13 protein-coding genes are annotated in these 15,559 nt (G+C 56.0%); 12 read left to right on the forward strand and 1 reads right to left on the reverse strand.

Annotated elements, in window-relative coordinates; all coding sequences use genetic code 11:
* Positions 1-267 precede the first annotated feature (267 nt).
* A complete protein-coding gene (locus ACVWYP_RS15320) occupies positions 268-486 on the forward strand; it encodes a hypothetical protein (RefSeq protein WP_016842006.1) in 219 nt (72 codons plus the stop codon).
* A 1,646-nt stretch (positions 487-2,132) separates the two neighbouring features.
* On the opposite strand, the gene ACVWYP_RS15325 is transcribed toward ACVWYP_RS15320, so the two are convergent.
* On the reverse strand, positions 2,133-2,303 hold the full coding sequence (locus ACVWYP_RS15325) for a hypothetical protein (protein ID WP_233475768.1): 171 nt from the start codon (positions 2,301-2,303) through the stop codon (positions 2,133-2,135).
* A 155-nt stretch (positions 2,304-2,458) separates the two neighbouring features.
* Between ACVWYP_RS15325 and ACVWYP_RS15330 the strand changes: the two genes are divergently transcribed.
* The 11 genes from ACVWYP_RS15330 (at position 2,459) to ACVWYP_RS15380 (ending at position 15,320) form a co-directional block, all read left to right on the forward strand.
* Positions 2,459-2,629, forward strand: a complete 171-nt coding sequence (locus tag ACVWYP_RS15330; protein ID WP_016842003.1) for a hypothetical protein — start codon at positions 2,459-2,461, stop codon at positions 2,627-2,629.
* Between the two features lie 77 nt (positions 2,630-2,706).
* Positions 2,707-3,030: a DUF7694 domain-containing protein gene (locus ACVWYP_RS15335; RefSeq protein ID WP_420867127.1), complete on the forward strand. Its 324-nt coding sequence runs from the start codon at positions 2,707-2,709 to the stop codon at positions 3,028-3,030.
* Between the two features lie 705 nt (positions 3,031-3,735).
* A complete protein-coding gene (locus ACVWYP_RS15340; RefSeq protein ID WP_245467057.1) occupies positions 3,736-4,416 on the forward strand; it encodes a YopT-type cysteine protease domain-containing protein in 681 nt (226 codons plus the stop codon).
* Between the two features lie 1,452 nt (positions 4,417-5,868).
* Complete coding sequence (locus ACVWYP_RS15345; protein ID WP_016841051.1) at positions 5,869-6,060, forward strand: hypothetical protein; 192 nt, start codon at positions 5,869-5,871, stop codon at positions 6,058-6,060.
* Between the two features lie 1,656 nt (positions 6,061-7,716).
* Positions 7,717-9,375 carry a class I tRNA ligase family protein gene (locus ACVWYP_RS15350; RefSeq protein WP_077231022.1) on the forward strand — a complete coding sequence of 553 codons (1,659 nt, stop codon included), beginning with the start codon at positions 7,717-7,719 and terminating at the stop codon, positions 9,373-9,375.
* Positions 9,372-10,586, forward strand: coding sequence for an MFS transporter (locus tag ACVWYP_RS15355; protein WP_240536982.1), 1,215 nt, complete (start codon positions 9,372-9,374; stop codon positions 10,584-10,586). Before ACVWYP_RS15350 ends, ACVWYP_RS15355 begins: the two co-directional genes overlap by 4 nt.
* A 24-nt stretch (positions 10,587-10,610) precedes the next feature.
* The gene (locus tag ACVWYP_RS15360; protein ID WP_016841049.1) at positions 10,611-11,921 is read left to right on the forward strand and encodes a lysine N(6)-hydroxylase/L-ornithine N(5)-oxygenase family protein; all 1,311 of its coding nucleotides are present in this window, start codon (positions 10,611-10,613) and stop codon (positions 11,919-11,921) included.
* Between the two features lie 46 nt (positions 11,922-11,967).
* Positions 11,968-12,309, forward strand: coding sequence for a cupin domain-containing protein (locus ACVWYP_RS15365; RefSeq protein ID WP_016841048.1), 342 nt, complete (start codon positions 11,968-11,970; stop codon positions 12,307-12,309).
* Positions 12,306-13,370 (forward strand): NAD(P)/FAD-dependent oxidoreductase, encoded by a 1,065-nt coding sequence (locus ACVWYP_RS15370; RefSeq protein WP_016841047.1) that lies wholly within the window; start codon positions 12,306-12,308, stop codon positions 13,368-13,370. The genes ACVWYP_RS15365 and ACVWYP_RS15370 overlap by 4 nt, the downstream gene beginning before the upstream one ends.
* Positions 13,371-13,473: 103 nt before the next feature.
* A complete protein-coding gene (gene alr, locus ACVWYP_RS15375) occupies positions 13,474-14,568 on the forward strand; it encodes an alanine racemase (protein ID WP_063607118.1) in 1,095 nt (364 codons plus the stop codon).
* A gap of 68 nt (positions 14,569-14,636) precedes the next feature.
* Positions 14,637-15,320, forward strand: a complete 684-nt coding sequence (locus tag ACVWYP_RS15380) for a hypothetical protein (RefSeq protein ID WP_028343553.1) — start codon at positions 14,637-14,639, stop codon at positions 15,318-15,320.
* The last annotated feature ends 239 nt before the right edge of the window (positions 15,321-15,559 follow it).

The following is a 15,559-nucleotide window of genomic DNA, read 5'->3' on the forward strand; positions in this document are numbered from 1 at the left end:
CGAAGGTGGCCCTCACTTGTCTAGGATCGTACAATCTGACGCAACGAGCGATTCAAGCCCCTTTGTGGGCCCAATCGCCTGTAGATGTTTGGAATGTGCATATTCCGTCTTAGCGACGCCTGCGCGAGGGAGTTCGGATGGACCAGTGCACACAGTATTGCTGTGCGGCGGCTGCGAATGGTACCGTGGCGTAGCTAACGAGATGAGCCTCGCTGTTACGTAATTGTACGTAGCGCGGTTGTCGCATTTCTTTGATCTGAGAATTGCATGCTCACCGCCATGAATCCAAAAAGTAAACTCTACGAGCCCAATCACTGGCGAGGCCGTGCGGAAGCAACGCGAAAGAAGGCGGAAGCACTCGCTTACGGCAAATTAAGAGATAGGCTTCTTAAGATTGCCATCGAATACGACAAGCTGGCTCTGCGTGCCCAAGATTGGCAGGCGAGCCAAAACGAGAACGATGCGTTGTCCGACTATGAGTTGTGAGGGCTGGCCGCGCTTCGGCAAAGCGCGCGCGCACATTCCGGCTCGCAGTTTCTTTTGTGGAGCAAAGGTCGCTCAGTGCGCTCGGCGCGGCCAAGTCTATTGCAAGTCTGTATACGGGGTGAGCCGCGCCGTTCGGCGGGGCGATGGATCTCGGGGGAGAGGGACGAGGTGGCCGCGCGCAATATGGTGGTATGACGGCCTGCTCCTGTTGCGATGGGGTCGGGGCGCTGGCGAGGCTGGCGACGCGATCCCTGTCGCCATCCTTGCGCAAGCGTCACAAAGCACGTTTCCGGCCTTAGTTGCGCATCTGGGCGCGGGTAGTAGTCGATGTCAGTCGGCATGTTGGCGGGTCATGTCAGTCCGCCGATTCGCGGCGTTGTCCTGTTATCCCCGCCTGTTTCGTTTGCGTCGCGAGAGAGCCGCATGTCGTGTCTAGGTAGTCCGCCAGTTGTTGACTTGAACCAAGTCAAAGAAAGAGATCGCCACTGCCAGACTGGCGGTGGTGCGCCTGCTTCATCCTCAGCACGATTCGATCGGAACAGTCGCGGCATACGAGTGGTCGAGAAGCGCTCGTGTGCCGCACTATTTGTCAAGACATCGCCGTCGATTCTGTATCGCTCATAGGAGCGATGCGACGATCCAGCAAATGCCGGCCCAGAGCAGCGCGTTTAGGAACAACCCAAGCAGTGGCCACAGGTTCCATTTCGTTTGCGTCGGCCAAGATCCGCAATCAGCGCCGTAATGCTTGATCATGGGGTGCTTTGGTGTGCGCCAGTGCATCATTCATCCCACGATGCGCTGGCCCACGGAAGCGGGCGCGCGTTTGGGTGTCTCGTATCACTCATGAGTTTCGCGGTCTTCCTTCAAGGCTTGAGTGTCAGAATTCCGTTCGTATCGTCGCTCAGCCGAAAGCCCTGCGAATTGCCGGCCTGCTTAGCGCTGCAGCGTTCCGGGCAGCCGAAACGGCCATCGTGGATTATGGCGCGTCCTGTTCGCTTCGTTTTCTTGACCGCTGCAATCAGCATGCCACGAACGGAGATGTACCGGCGCCGCTTTGACAAAGGAAAAATGCGATTTGTCGAGTTCAGCGCCGTGGTCTAGCTGCCCTTAGTCGAATTCGCGACACCGATGTCTGAAAGCCAACGCCAGTAGGTGCGTCGTCAGCGACACAGGCGACAAGCGGTCCGAAAGATCGCCGTTGATCGCGATTGAGTCTGAGGCAGTAAGCCAAGCTAGCCTCCTTCCCTGACCGCTAGCTGACGAAGAGCTGCTGAGATGGAAGAAGAATGATGAGATGTTGGCAGCTCACTCAATGACATGTTGGCTCAGCTGCGGCTCCGATGCGAGCTAGTTCGAGTTTACGCTCTTACAGCCTGATCATGGTCACATAGATGACGCATTGGCACTGTTTCAAACCACGAGAAGCGAGTGCTGCGAGCTATCGAAGACCCACATGACGGCGCGGACCGAGGCGCCGTCCCTTTCGAATCATAGTGGCGGCAGCGCTCGCGGTTTTCGCGCCATAATGGAATCTACAAGCAGGTATCACATGCGATCAAATGGAGCCGCCGGGATGACGATCGGTCCATCGTCGATGAGTTGATGGGCCATGATCGGGCTCGACCCATTTCATATGGTCAAGCACATCACCAGCTGATCTGCACGGGCAGGGCAATGAATACTTGTTTGGACGTGCTAAGGCTCAAGAGCTGATCTGCCTGCAGGTCGGCGCTGTTCGGCGATGAGAGTCCAAGCCTGCCAGCATAGATGAGCAAGATGGCCCACGCGAGGATCGACGTGGTGACGAAGTCGTCCACCGGGTCCGCCCGTCGGGTCAACCATGGGTGTGTAACTGGCCGATTCGTATCGAGCGGATCGTGCGCGCCTTGCGATCAAGGGGGCGATGAGCGTGTCCGTCGTGTCCTCAAACACGATGTGAGCGTTCGAAAACCAAGAATTAGGAGAGCAAGTGATGATGGACATCAGCGTATTTCTCAGCAGATGGTTCGCTGAAGAGTGGTTTTGGAATGCCGGGGTGAGGACCGAGCTGGCGCCGATTGATCAGTTGCCCGACAACGTCATCTACGTCGACTTCAAAGCGATCCGCGAGGCAAAGGAGGGGACGTGCGAGCGCAGATCATAGAGAAGCTTGAGGCTGGCCGGGTAAAATACGGCCAGTTCGCCAGCGTTCCTGGATCAGGCCCTTGCGGCCTGTTTCTTGTGCAGGGTCCCTGCGGGTGTGAACTCAAGATCAGTGGATTAGTTCGTCCTAGCTGGGAGCACGTCGCTGTCTCGACGGCGCGGCGTTGTCCAAACTGGGAAGAGATGTGCTTCGTAAAAGACCTGTTTTGGGATGAAGAGGAATGCGTGATGCAATTGCATCCGCCTCTTTCGCAATATGTGAATAACAGCCGGTATTGCCTGCATCTATGGAGACCCACTGATCGAGACATCCCGACGCCACCGCCGAGCTTCGTGGGCATTGTTGGGCTAAGACCGTCCGACGCGGCAATGTTGTTTGCACGGATGAGTGCGACAGCATGACGAGTTGCATCAACAATGTCCGCGCAGAAGCGGGCGCTTGGTTAGCGCAGAAACGTCGTTCTGCGCCGCCGGAAGGCAGCGCGATTGCCGAACATGTCGGGCTTTTCTGCCAGTTGCAACGTGCCGGGGGGCAGCCGGAAATCCTGCTGCCGCACAGGTGGTCATTAAAGTGTACTGAATCGGCAAGATTTGCCTCATATGCATCACCGCAGCTACTTTCATCGTGGGCGTGTTGGGATTCGAATTAGTTTTTGGGGGTGTTCAAGCCAGTGCTTGTGGAAAGGCGCGTTGAACCTAGGGGTACGAGCAACAGCGGAAGTCGTATCGAGGGCGGGCACCACTTCAAGCGGAACCACGTGCTCTGCAGTCCCAGCCACCCGCCCGGAACAGAGCTGGCGATCAAAACGGTGTGCCTCCAATAGGGGACATGAACGATAACGATTCCAAGCTTGTCGGCTCGACAGCTCGCCGTCAGCTTGCGGCAATATCCTTCAGAGGCAGAGCATGAGCATCCCGCACTCGCTCTGAGGAAACGTGCGCTTAAGAGGCAGGTGAGCCATCATGTATAATCGAGTGAGCGGACAATCCATAGCTTCCAATCGGGCTGATCAATCGGGGCAGTCGATGGACAGTGGCAGCTTTGCGCAAGCACTTACGGAATGCGCGCAACAGGAGAGCCTGTCAGATGGTGAGTCGTTCGACCAAATGGGGGGCTGCTGCAGCAGGCCAGACGCAAACGGTTACAGTCCAGAGCCCTCCGACTCCAGCACATCCTCTCTGTCCTCCGATTCCAATCCATCCTCTCCAGCAAGGCCGATCCGTGCCCTGTTCGATTACAGGACTGCTGAATTGCCTGAGGCCAATGTTAACGGTATCTGCCTTGGGTTGGCCGCGGAGTGGCTGCTCGATCTCAATAGTAGCCCCTCATCCCGAATGAGTGCGCTGCAGCCGGGTGCTCAAAACCATGCCTCGGCGGCCGTGCGGCAGAAGCAGTATGAAGATGCCAAGACTGAGTTACGAAACGCTGGGGCAGGAGGTTCTCATGACTTTCAGGCAAGAGGCAAAATGTTGAGTGATGCGGGTTTGCATCCATCCAACGAACAGACACGATATAGGTTTGGCTCATCTTCGCGCATTAACAAGATAGTGAACGAAATCACGGCCGATCCATCGGTGTACGTGCTCAGCTTGCGTTTCGCAGCAGGTGGCAGACACTCAATCGCGACGTCGACATCGAATGGAATGACGACCCTCTTTGATCCTAATTATGGGGAGTTTACTGTTCGCTCAGATCAGATGGGTGAGGTGTTCAAAAGTCTTGCCGAGCGCTACAGGAACCCGAACCAACGTGATATATCGACCGTTGTCACGCAAAGGGTCGCCTGAGCGTTCGGGGCTTTCACCAACTCTGCCGAGATCTCCGTCTTTCCCGGCGCGGAAACGATGGAGACCTGAGAATCAGGACGTCGCGATTAGGGGTAACCGGATGTGGGCTCCGAGTCTGCCGCTTCAGCATACGGCAACGTGCTGAGATGAAGCCACGCTGACGGTGTGGAGATGTTAGAGGTTCGCTTGATGAGGGGCCGATCTCGTCGAGCGAGAACTTGTGCATTCTTTGCGTGCGGGCGTTGATAGCGGCAATGCGGGCGGAATGTGAGGAGCTTTGCGACAGCGTCATATGCTGGCGCGGGTGCGGTTGACCCGCGATCTGGATTGTCCATCAGCGCTGCATGCCAGCATTTGTCTGAGCGTGTTGAGCACCAGATTGCGAACGAACCCCGCCCTAGATCATCTGCAGTTTCATTACGTCCATGTGAAGGGGCTGGCGAGCGTCATCATCGAGAATTCGTGCTCCGGCACGCCGTGAAGCATTCGGATAGTTTTACGACCTGGAGCCGCGGACGTCTTCGGCAGCAACCGTCAGGTCGCCGTGGCCTCTGGTGTGAAGGCGCATTCCGTTTTGAGAAACCATAGATGGCCTGGCACTCCGCCTCGTGTGTCAGGTGCCGATCGACGAAAGTCAGAGACTTCTCTAACCCGTGCCGGATGCAGCTGGCACTGTCTTGCTTGCTTATCCATAGCGGCCATTTGCCAAGCGTGACCAATCTGCCTCTGTTCGCAGGCGCAGCAACCAGTGGCTGTCCCAGCCCCTTGGCGGGGCGCATCGAGGTCGGACTCTATCGTCCATCACTCGGTTTAGCGCTCGGCGGTCGACCGGCAGGAGGCTTCCCTAAACGGCTAAGTGCTGCCGGGAGAAGGCGCGCGACCTGCAGCGGCCGGCCGAAAAGGCTGACGCGCGGAACATTCAGAAGAGTCGATTTGCCAGAACGATGTCGCGGAGGATAGCGGCAAATCGAGCGGCGGTCGCTTTGCCCCGCAGTCCAATAGACAGACTGAGCGTCAGATCGGCGTCCCAGCCTCGTCAGAAGCCAAGTGTACCGTCGAGGGAAAATCGATCTGCTTCAAGCTCGGCTGATTGGTCCAGATATATCGTCGCCAAAGCTCCGTTCCGAGCATTCTCGGCGACGGGGTGGACAACATCTCAGGGTCAGTAGCGGCTAGCGGCGCTGCGCTTGTTCGGAAAGGGAGGCCTCGCGAGATGCCGCTCAGAACCGGCTTGCTGCGCCCTGGGCGTTTCGCGATGATGGCAACCCAGGCACGCATCAACATCTTTCGACGGGCCTTCTCAATCGTACAACGGCCGGCTAAGCGGTGTATCCAGTGATCCTTTACAGACCAGCGCCTGGCACTCGTTCCGTTCGGAAGGTGTGGGCTGTGGCTCGTTTGCACTAGGCGCGGATCTGTAGGAACGTTAGAGATCTTCGTCAGCGAGGCGCGATGGGTGGCGTTGGATATCAGGTTTATTCGAAAAGCGGCAACGGTGCTATCCGGGTCGTCGTTTCCTCCGCAAAGCAAGCTCTCGCCAAGGCAAATGAACTCGCCGAATCTGGAAACGAGATCTTGATCAAGGACCTTGCCGGCAGGGTCCTCGACACGGCGACGATCGTTGAACTCGCCGCGTGCGAATAGATTGCTTGTCCCGGCATCGGTGGTTCGGCGGCTATGAGACAAAGCTGTTCGTTCCACCAATTCGTGGGAACGCCTGTGGACCGGAAGGATCGGAACCTCTTCGCCAACGCTTCAATCTCGGGCCGATTGGTCAATGACGGCAGCTCGGTCTGGAAATCGAGAACCGCTCAATCCGCCAGCCGGGTGGAACCAGACTGTTGACAACAGAAGCTTGCTCCGCCGTATCTCGCGAGCCGTCCGAAATTGGCGACGCCCGGGCGCACGGATTGAAGAGGTTCTTGAGCGATCGGCCTTGAGCCATCGTTCACGACGACGAGACGACCGTTTGACGGGCCCCAGCCTTCCTGTCGTCGTGCGGCGACTCAGAACGTCCAATCACGACATGGCTTTCCTGTGCAGCGGCAGAGTGAATTGAAGCGTCGCAGCCGGCTCCGACTTGCGGGCAAATGACAGACGCCCTCCGTGAGCCTCCATGATTGAACGGCAGATCCAAAGTCCCATTCCAGACCGCTTGATTTAGTGGTGAAGAAGGGATCCAAGACACGGTCCGTATCATCCTCAGCGATTCCGACGCCACAATCAGCCACACTAAGCTGCACGTATTCTGTACTGTGGCTGAATGAGCGAATGACGGGATAGATCAGATCGCGAAACGGAAGATGTGCAGCTAACGTTGCTCGATGCTGCTGCCATTTCTGGGGTTCTGCCTCGACATCGCACGCAACGTCCCAACGAGCCAGGCCAATGAGCTCGGCCGCCCAGAGGCCTGCAGCGCTCGCGTGTTCCGAAAGACGGGTGCACAGGTGATCCGGCCCGGTATCCCGAGCCAGTCCGAGGCCGTTTCGGCGTAGTAGCGAACTCGCTGCTCGCTTTCCTGCAGTGCTGCAAGAGTGTTTTCCAACCGCTGCCTGGCCGCGTATTGTTCGGTGACATCCACATCCGTTCCAATGATCTCGCTGACCTCTCGGTCGCTACCAACCACGGCATATGCAACAGAATGTATGCGCCTCAGCGCTATCGATCCCGGATCAAGGCCCCCGCCTAAACCAGGGATTGCGCGGAATGTTTAGGATGGCACCTCGGCCCGTTGTGCAGGCGTACCCCAGGTTAATTTAATGGTGAGCGATTAGCTGTGACGCGTTGATCCGCGGAAACAAGCTATGTCCGGACTGGTCGCCACCCCAAGTCGTCGGCATCACCAGCTGGCTGCAATGGTCGCAAAAAATGAAACTTATCTGCCTACGACCGCTCTCATCCGGCTTTACCGGCCCACTTGTGAGATTCGTGACCAATGTCGGAAAGTTGACGAACGGGAGGCTCTGACAAGCCCAAGAAGCACGCATTTTCAGTTGGCGCGCCGTTTGCTTCGTTCACGGCGTCAGAACTGATCGCATCCAAGCAGCGGTTGGTCAGGAGGTTACCTATGTTGCGAGCTGAGGTAGAGCGATACGTCGAGTATCCCGCGAAACAGCGTCGTCTGCTCTAAAATCTCAAACAGTACGCTGCAGGTCTTCGACGTATGGAGCCCAGTTTGAAATACGCAGCCGGACTGCGTCCATAACCCCTAAGCCGCATGCGTTTTCGCGCCCTAGCGGCGATGTCTGGCACCTGTTTGGATGTTTCCAGAAATGTGTTCATAGAAGTCACTGTGCAGCTATGAAAAAAAGTCCAACGATCTCGCGGATAAATGTAGCGAATACGCATCCCGTTGATGTGTATATATCTCCCGTCAACTTGACCGCCAATGGCAGAGCACATCTGGGGCATGCCGCTGGGCCATATCTCAGAATGGATGTTGTACAGAAGCACCTGAAGAGGGCGGGGCATCATGTCCGTTCTGGACTGACGACTGACGGTTTCGAGAACCATGTCCTGGTCCGAGCGGCTCTTGAGAACATTGACCCGTCAGCCTTGGCACATGGCTTCCATATCAGAATTGTTGAAGATCTCGCCTCCGTCGGTGTCGTTTTCGATCATTTCGATGACCCAGCGTATGGCGGCAATCTGCAGCGCTTTTCGAAGGTCGGCAACGCGCTGATGGGCGCCTTATCTGCAGCGGGCTCGCTTCGTTTCCTCGCAGGTCGCTTACCAGTGGACGATGCAGGTTCTACTGCCACGCCAGAAGAGCGTTTCTGCATTGGAGGCTGGTTTGGTGCAACCTGTCCGGTTTGCCTGGCATCTGCGGGGAGCTTCTTCTGCGAACAGTGTGGACATCATTTTGAGCCCGAGGAAGCGCTGAATCCAGTATCCAGGCGCGGGCGGATTGTCGAATGGTTGGAAAACGTTTCAGCATTCCTTTCAATTTCGGGAAAGGACCGACTTCTACGGGAGTGGGACGATACGGCCATCGAATCCAGCTTTCTGGAGATAGGGAAACGGTACGTCGCACGTAAAGGGCAGCAAATGAGGCTGACCGTACCGGGACTACACGGGCTGGCTTGGAATTCACGACATTTCAACAGCCAGCAGATATTGTTTAGCTACTCCTCCTTACTCTACGCTCATTCTCTCTATTGCGGTTACAAGGACACGGAGGGCACCCACAAGCCCAATCCTTTTGCGCGCGAGTCCAATGCGTTCCTCATTGGCGGTACCGGTATCGATAACACAATCCCGATGCTTGTCGGAGTTACGGGATGCGCTTTGGGTCAGAACTCGTTCCGCCCATTTGATCGAATTTTTTTCAATCACTTCATTCGGCTGAGCGGTTCGAAGTTCTCTACGAGTCGCGGCCACGTGATCTGGGCAGGCGAAATCGCTCGAATTCCAAATATATCGGTCGACGTCCTCAGAGTGTACCTGTCGGAAATCTGCCCGGAAGAAACCGAGACCGACTTGGTACCAGAGCGCTTGGTCGATCGCTATAACGCGGTTCTCGACAAGATATCTGCGGCAATCGATCGCTGCACGGAGTCCCTAAACTCGATGCCTTCTCTCGCTGGATGTCACGTTGATGGTGCGATGATGGTTACGTTGGATCGACTCTACGAAAAGCAGTGCGCCGCGCTTTCGCTCGACCGTCTACGGGTATCGCAATCGTCGCGGCCGCTTATCGAATGGGTTGATCATCTTGATGGCTCGCCGAACCATAAGACCGCCTACGCCTGGCTTATGGGGCTCTGCATACTGGCTTGGCCGCTGATGCCCAAGATAACAGAAGCTTTATGGCGTTGGCTCGGTCATAGCGGCCATCCCGTTGCCGCACGCGCTTCGACGCCTTCACCTCACCGAAATGGAGCGGCACCGAAGATCGATGGGCGCAGGTTGGCGGTTTCAGATATTGAACGATGCCTTCCCGGAAGGATTGCAGCGTGACAGTCGCGAACATCGTTCCTGCCGAGAAGCTGCCCAGTGCAATGCCGTTAGAAGTCTCCATTCCTTTCATGCTTGGTAGTATTAGCTTGGCCGCATCCTATGGCTCGAGCTTCTTTCTCGTGGACGCCCTGCGGTCCATTCAGCAAAGCGCCACGACCGCCGGAGCCGTTATCTCGACCGGTACGATCGCAACGATACTGTGTTCGCTAATGGTCGGCCGGATCGCAGATTCACTTGGCTTAATGCGAACTATCACCGTGGCCGCAGTGATGATGGCGGCCGCGATGATATCTTTCGCATTAGCGTCAACTTTAACGCTCTTCGCGTACGTCGGAGGACTTCTTCTCGGCATTGGGTGGTCTGGCTTCTATATGCTGGCGCCGCTTCAAGTCCTGGGTCACGTGCGGGCTGAAGCCCGTATCAAGTATTTGACCTTGCTTTCCGGGTCTCAAATGCTGGGTATCGGGCTTGCTTCTCCTCTCGCGCGCACCGTCGCGGTGACTGCGGGATCCTACATTGCGGTGTACGCCCTATTTGCGGCTGCATGTCTCGTTGGCGCGACGTTCTTGGAGTTCGCCGGTAGGGGGCTGGCGCACGCTCCTCAGACCAAACTGCCAACTGTACGTCTCAACGTGGAAGGCGTGCTAAAAGCCCTCAAATCGAACACGCGATATCCGATCATCATGATCGGCCTTGGGGCATGCGTCTTCGCCGGTCTTTTCACATTCCAAACGCTCTATGCTGCATCGCGATCGCAGTCTGCCGACACATTCTTTCTTGTTTTCACGCTGACAGCCGTCTTCATGCGGTTCGCTGTGGCGCCGATAATTGGAAAGTTTCGCCTTGAGCGCGTAGCCGCGGTTCTCAGCATATGCACTATCGGAGGGCTATTCATCCTCTTCGTGAATGTAGGCAGTACGGCGAACTACATCATCGGAACAATGATGTTCGCGCTGGGATACGGTCTCAGCTATTCGACCCTGAACAGTATGGTCGTGTACATTGCTGACACGGAAGGCACGTCGTTGGCTATTGCCTCTCAAGTCTTCACGCTCTCCTACTTCATTGGCCTATTCGGATTTCCATGCATCGCAGGGCAAATCGTGAAGGCCGGCGGCTTCGATAATCTGCTTATAACCATGATGGTGCTTATCGTCGCGAATGCAGTCCTTCTTGCAACTCAAGTTTTCTCGGGCAGCCGAGAACATTGACTGGCTCCTTGTAGGGATCATGGGATGCTGAAGCACGCCGACAGCTATAACGTCATCGCGATCGGTGCGGGGCCGGCTAATCTGAGTCTGGCAGCGCTTGCGGCTCCGATTCTGGACATTTCGTTGAACGTCCTTGAGAGCTCAGAGAAGGTAAAGTGGCATCCCGGTCTGCTTTTGGCAGGTGCCGTCATGCAAACCAGCCCGCTAAAGGACTTGGTCACACCGGCTGATCCGACGAGTGCATACAGTTTCCTCGCCTACTTGCATGATAAGAAGCGACTTTATCAAGCTATTGTTCGGGGGCTGGCGTCTGTTACTCGTAGTGAATTTGAGGACTATTTGCGCTGGGCAGCGGCGAAGCTGGCGAACATCCAATTCGGCGAGCACGTGAGCGCAGTCGAACTGCGCGGCGAGGCCTTTAATATCATAACGAATTGCCGCAAGTACCAAACCGGTACGATTGTGCTTGGCGTGGGCAGGGTACCGTCTGTTCCTGAGTGGGGCAGGAATGCGCCGCCAAACGAGGTGTTTCACGGGAGTACCCTTCTCCTGCGGCGACGTGAGCTTTCCGGCAAGCGTGTCGTGGTCGTAGGCGGCGGCCAAAGCGGGGCTGAGATATTCCTTCATCTCCTCAGTGGTGCATGCGGTCCATTGGGAACCCTGACCTGGGTGACGCGCCGCGCAAGCATATTTGCGCTCGAAGACAGTCCTTTCGTCAATGAATGGTTCTTTCCGCAACATGGTGACTGGTTCTTTGACCAGAGTGAAGCCGCCCGGAAGCAAACTCTTGAGCGACAATCGTTGGCGAGCGATGGCGTGAACTGCTCGACGCTGCGCGCTATCTACAATACGCTGTACGACCGCGAGGTTCATAGACAGTCCTACCCCGCGCACGTAAAGGTATACGTGGACACCACGGCCGAAGACTTGCGGGGCATGTCTCCCTTTCGCTTGGATTTGCGTCAGCGGAAGACAGGCACTTCTTCACAACATGTCGCAGACATTGTCGTCTTAGCCACAGGCTACCGCACCGAAATCCCATCGTTTCTTGAGCCGATCGCAGGTCGGCTCAAGGTCTTGAATGCTCCGGGTGGCTCTCAAGAAATCGTAGTCGACAAGGAGTTCTCGGCTCGTTTTGACGGTCCCGAAAAGTGCCGTTTGTACGTCCAGAATGGCGCACGCCTTCAACGTGGCATTGCCGATACAAATCTAAGCCTGGTTCCTTGGCGCGCTTCGCAAATCCTCAATTCAATCATCGGCCGCGTCGCCTACGATTGCGCGCCGGGAACCGGCGTCATCGAGTGGAGTAGCGTTGGCTTCGAGAGGGCCTGCTGACCGGCGAACAAGTCTGCCACGACAACTGGATCTTTCGGAGTTTGCCATGAAGAATGCACGGTTGATGGCCCTGGGCGACATGACGATCTATAGCCCCGGTGTCGTCTTGCAGCACGTTGAAGAAATCGGCGAATCCCGGACCCCTTGTCCCGTCGAGCTCATCGAATTTCGGCTAGATCCGTTCGCTGTGTCGACGCCTCATTCCCATTCTTCCTGCGAGATCTGGCGCATCACGAGCGGCCAAGGTCGTGTGATAACTGACGATGGAGAATTGGCCATCAAGGCCGGCGATCTGGTGTTTCTGCAGCCCCATCGAACCCATTATTTGGAGAATCGCGGCAGCGAAATTCTGGGCGCTTTGTCTATCGCCTGGGAGGGAGCTCGATGACCGACAGCATTTACGACCTGGCGGTCATGGGCGCGGGCGTCATGGGCCTGAGTGCCGCCTTCATTGCAGCGAATAGCCGGCCCCGGGATAGAATCGTGATCTTCGATCGAGAGACCGTTGGGTCTGGTGCCAGTGGGTTTGCCCCGGGAATCCAAATCAACATCGGTCGTAATGAAAAGGAAAGAAGCCTCCTCAATCGTGGTTCAAAGATTTGGCGAGAGATCTATCCCCATGGGTGGCCCAGCGGTCGAGACTGCGACGTATTGTGGTTGACGCGCGATCCGGAAGAACTCACGCGAATGAGCTGTGTGGTCGGCACCGCCCCATCGACTTCTTTTGCGCTGAGGGAGAGGCTTTTATCGCTGCCGCAATTTTTGATTCCCGGCGATATGGTCGTGGCGCTGGATCGGGGGTCTTACTGCCCAGTCAATTCCATTGTTCGGGATCTGGCCCAACGGCTCAAGGCTGTCGGAACTTCGATACGGGAGCGCACATCGATTGCACGGATACGGCAAAGACCGAGCCATATTAGTCTTCAGACATCTGATGATAGCGAACTCTCGGCGAGGCGGGCCGTTCTGGCAATCGGTCCATGGCTGCCAGAGTCACCGTTGCGCGCGCATTTAGCGGAGGGGCCGCGATTGCGAGTTAAAAAGGTCGTCGCGCTTCACTTGGCGGCGCGCCCTACAACGAACTGTCCAATGGTCGGCTTGTTCGATGACTATGCGTTCCTGATCCCTATGATCGAAGAGGGGTATTGGTTGTTCAGTTTCACCTCGCACGAATGGGATGTGAGACCTGACACCGGCGGGCTGCACGTCAGTTCGGATGATCTCGCACGCGCCAACGCAATCCTGACAAAATGGTTTTCTCCTGACATTCCCGCGATCGCATCAGCGCGTGTGTTTTGCGACTGCTATTCTGACGATGGTGTCCCGTTCTCTCGCCCAGCTCAAGATGTCGCCGGCCTGTATGTCGTTGGCGGCGGTGGAGGTAACGGGTTTCGTTTTGGGCCCGCGTGCGCGGAAGAGGCAATTCGATCACTGTATTCTCACCATTGATTGTCGTCGGCGTGGCGTGATGAGATGACATATGCCGATTGGTCTCGAAGCCTATCCCTATCATAAACCTGTAGAGTCCGTTCGCGAGACGTCGAGATCGACCATGATTGTTGATCTCAGCGCCATTGAAGCCAACTATCGGAAGTGCCAGGGGCTTGCGCCTCGCAGCGCTTGCGGCGCCGTCCTCAAGGCTGATGCCTACGGTCTTGGCGCGACACGTATAGCGCCCTTCCTGGCTTCCCTCGGCTGCGCGCATTTTTTCGTCGCTGATGTGGAGGAGGGCGTCGCCCTGCGCGATGTGCTGCCATCATCGGCAAGGATCTATATGCTCTACGGCGCTTTGCCGGGCATGGAGCTGGCGGCCGAGCAGCACAATTTGCTGCCGATCCTCAACAGCAGGGAACAATTGGAGGCCTGGCTTCGGCATTGCCGACTTCGCAATCGCGCGCTGCCCGCAGGAATTCATGTCGACACTGGCCTGTCTCGATTGGGGTTTTCCATTGATGAGTTGCGCGCAATCGCCGAAAATAGAAGCGGATTATCTGAATTGCCTGTCGTGCTGTTCATGAGTCAGCTCGCCTGTGCAGAGTGGCGAGACGAGATTTGTCTCCAACAACTGAATCGGTTTCGCAGACTTTCCCACTTATTCCCGAATGCGCATCTTTCCCTATCGAATTCGGCCGGATTGTTCGCCGGACGTGAGTTTCATTTTGACCTCGTAAGATCGGGTGGAGGAATTTTCGGCTTCTCGACGTCCGAGGATCCCGATTTCAAGCCAATGCAAGTTGTTCATCTGCGAACGCAAATTATTCAATGCCGTAAAGTCGAGCATGGGGAAGCGATCGGATACTTCAGGTCCTACACAGTAAAGAAGCGGATGCGGGTCGCGACCGCCGCGATTGGTTATGCAGATGGATTTCCGCGTACTCTGGGTAATCGAGGGCATGTCTTCATATATCGTCGTCGTGCGCCTATCGTCGGCTTCGTTTCGATGGACCTTATTACCATTGACGTAACCGACCTGCCCGAGAGTTGGACGCCGCCCGGTACAGTGGTGGACCTCATCTGCCCCGAGCAGACGGTCGGGGATATGGCATCAGCCGCGAAAATGCTGAGCGACGAATTGACTACGGCGATGGGACGACGATGCCGTAGGCTTTACGTCTCATCCGCAAGAGATGATATGAGGCACCGGTGAACTCCTCCGCGCTCCGATCCCAGCAAGTCAATCGAGCGATCTACCTAGGCGATGAAGGCGTACGTCTCATGCGTCCGAGCTACTTCACTGCCGAGGTGCGGCAATTTCATCGTCGTGAGAGACTATTTTACCTCGATCTCCTGTGCAAGACCCACTACAAGCTGATCATAGAAGTAGGTTGTAGTGGCTACCGCCTTATCGGCATTAAGAACGATGACAATGATTATCTTGGCATTGAAATAAATCCACCTCGTATGCGTCGGTTAAAAAATCGGAGAGGAGCGGTTATCCGCTGCGAAGCCAGAAAATTCTTCGAAAGAACGCGGTTAATCGACGAGATAATGCGCCGATATGATGGAAAGGTGCTCTGCATACTGCCATTTAATTTCATTGGCACGATGGATGCGCCGATGGAATTTCTGTCGCTGGTCTGTAAAGCGCCTTTTGATCTAGCTTTCTCGCTCTTTTCGACGAGCGAGACGGCAACGGTGGCTCGCCATGAATACTATGACCTTTGTGGCATCACCGTTAAGGGGGTGGCGCGCACGGATGACTATGTTCGATTAGATTGTTCCAACGGGTTCAAGGCGTTCGCTTTCGATCCGGTCTTTCTGGTGAACCACATATCGTCGTATGGCTTCCGCTTGAATGACGTAGAATGTTATGATGTCTGTAACTTCCTTCATTTCAAAAAGGGGTCTCCCGAAATGAGGGGCAGGATAATGCCAACTGAGCCCAGAAACAGATATTAGGTTATAGACGCCAGCCGGATCACTAGAAAGCAAGCAGCACGGAAAGCCACGGCTAGTTGCATAGGTCGGCACCATTAGGAACGACGAGCTTAAAACAACCCAAGCCGAGGCCTCCGACTCCCGCCGATCGAGACGGTGCCTAGTCTGAAGTGTTTTTCAGCTTCGTCCCTGTTGCCTAGATGAAGCAGAATTCGTCCCTGCCAGCCTAGGCGTTCCGAGAGCAAAGCACCCTGTTCGGC

It is taken from the genome of Bradyrhizobium sp. USDA 3262, assembly GCF_054060035.1.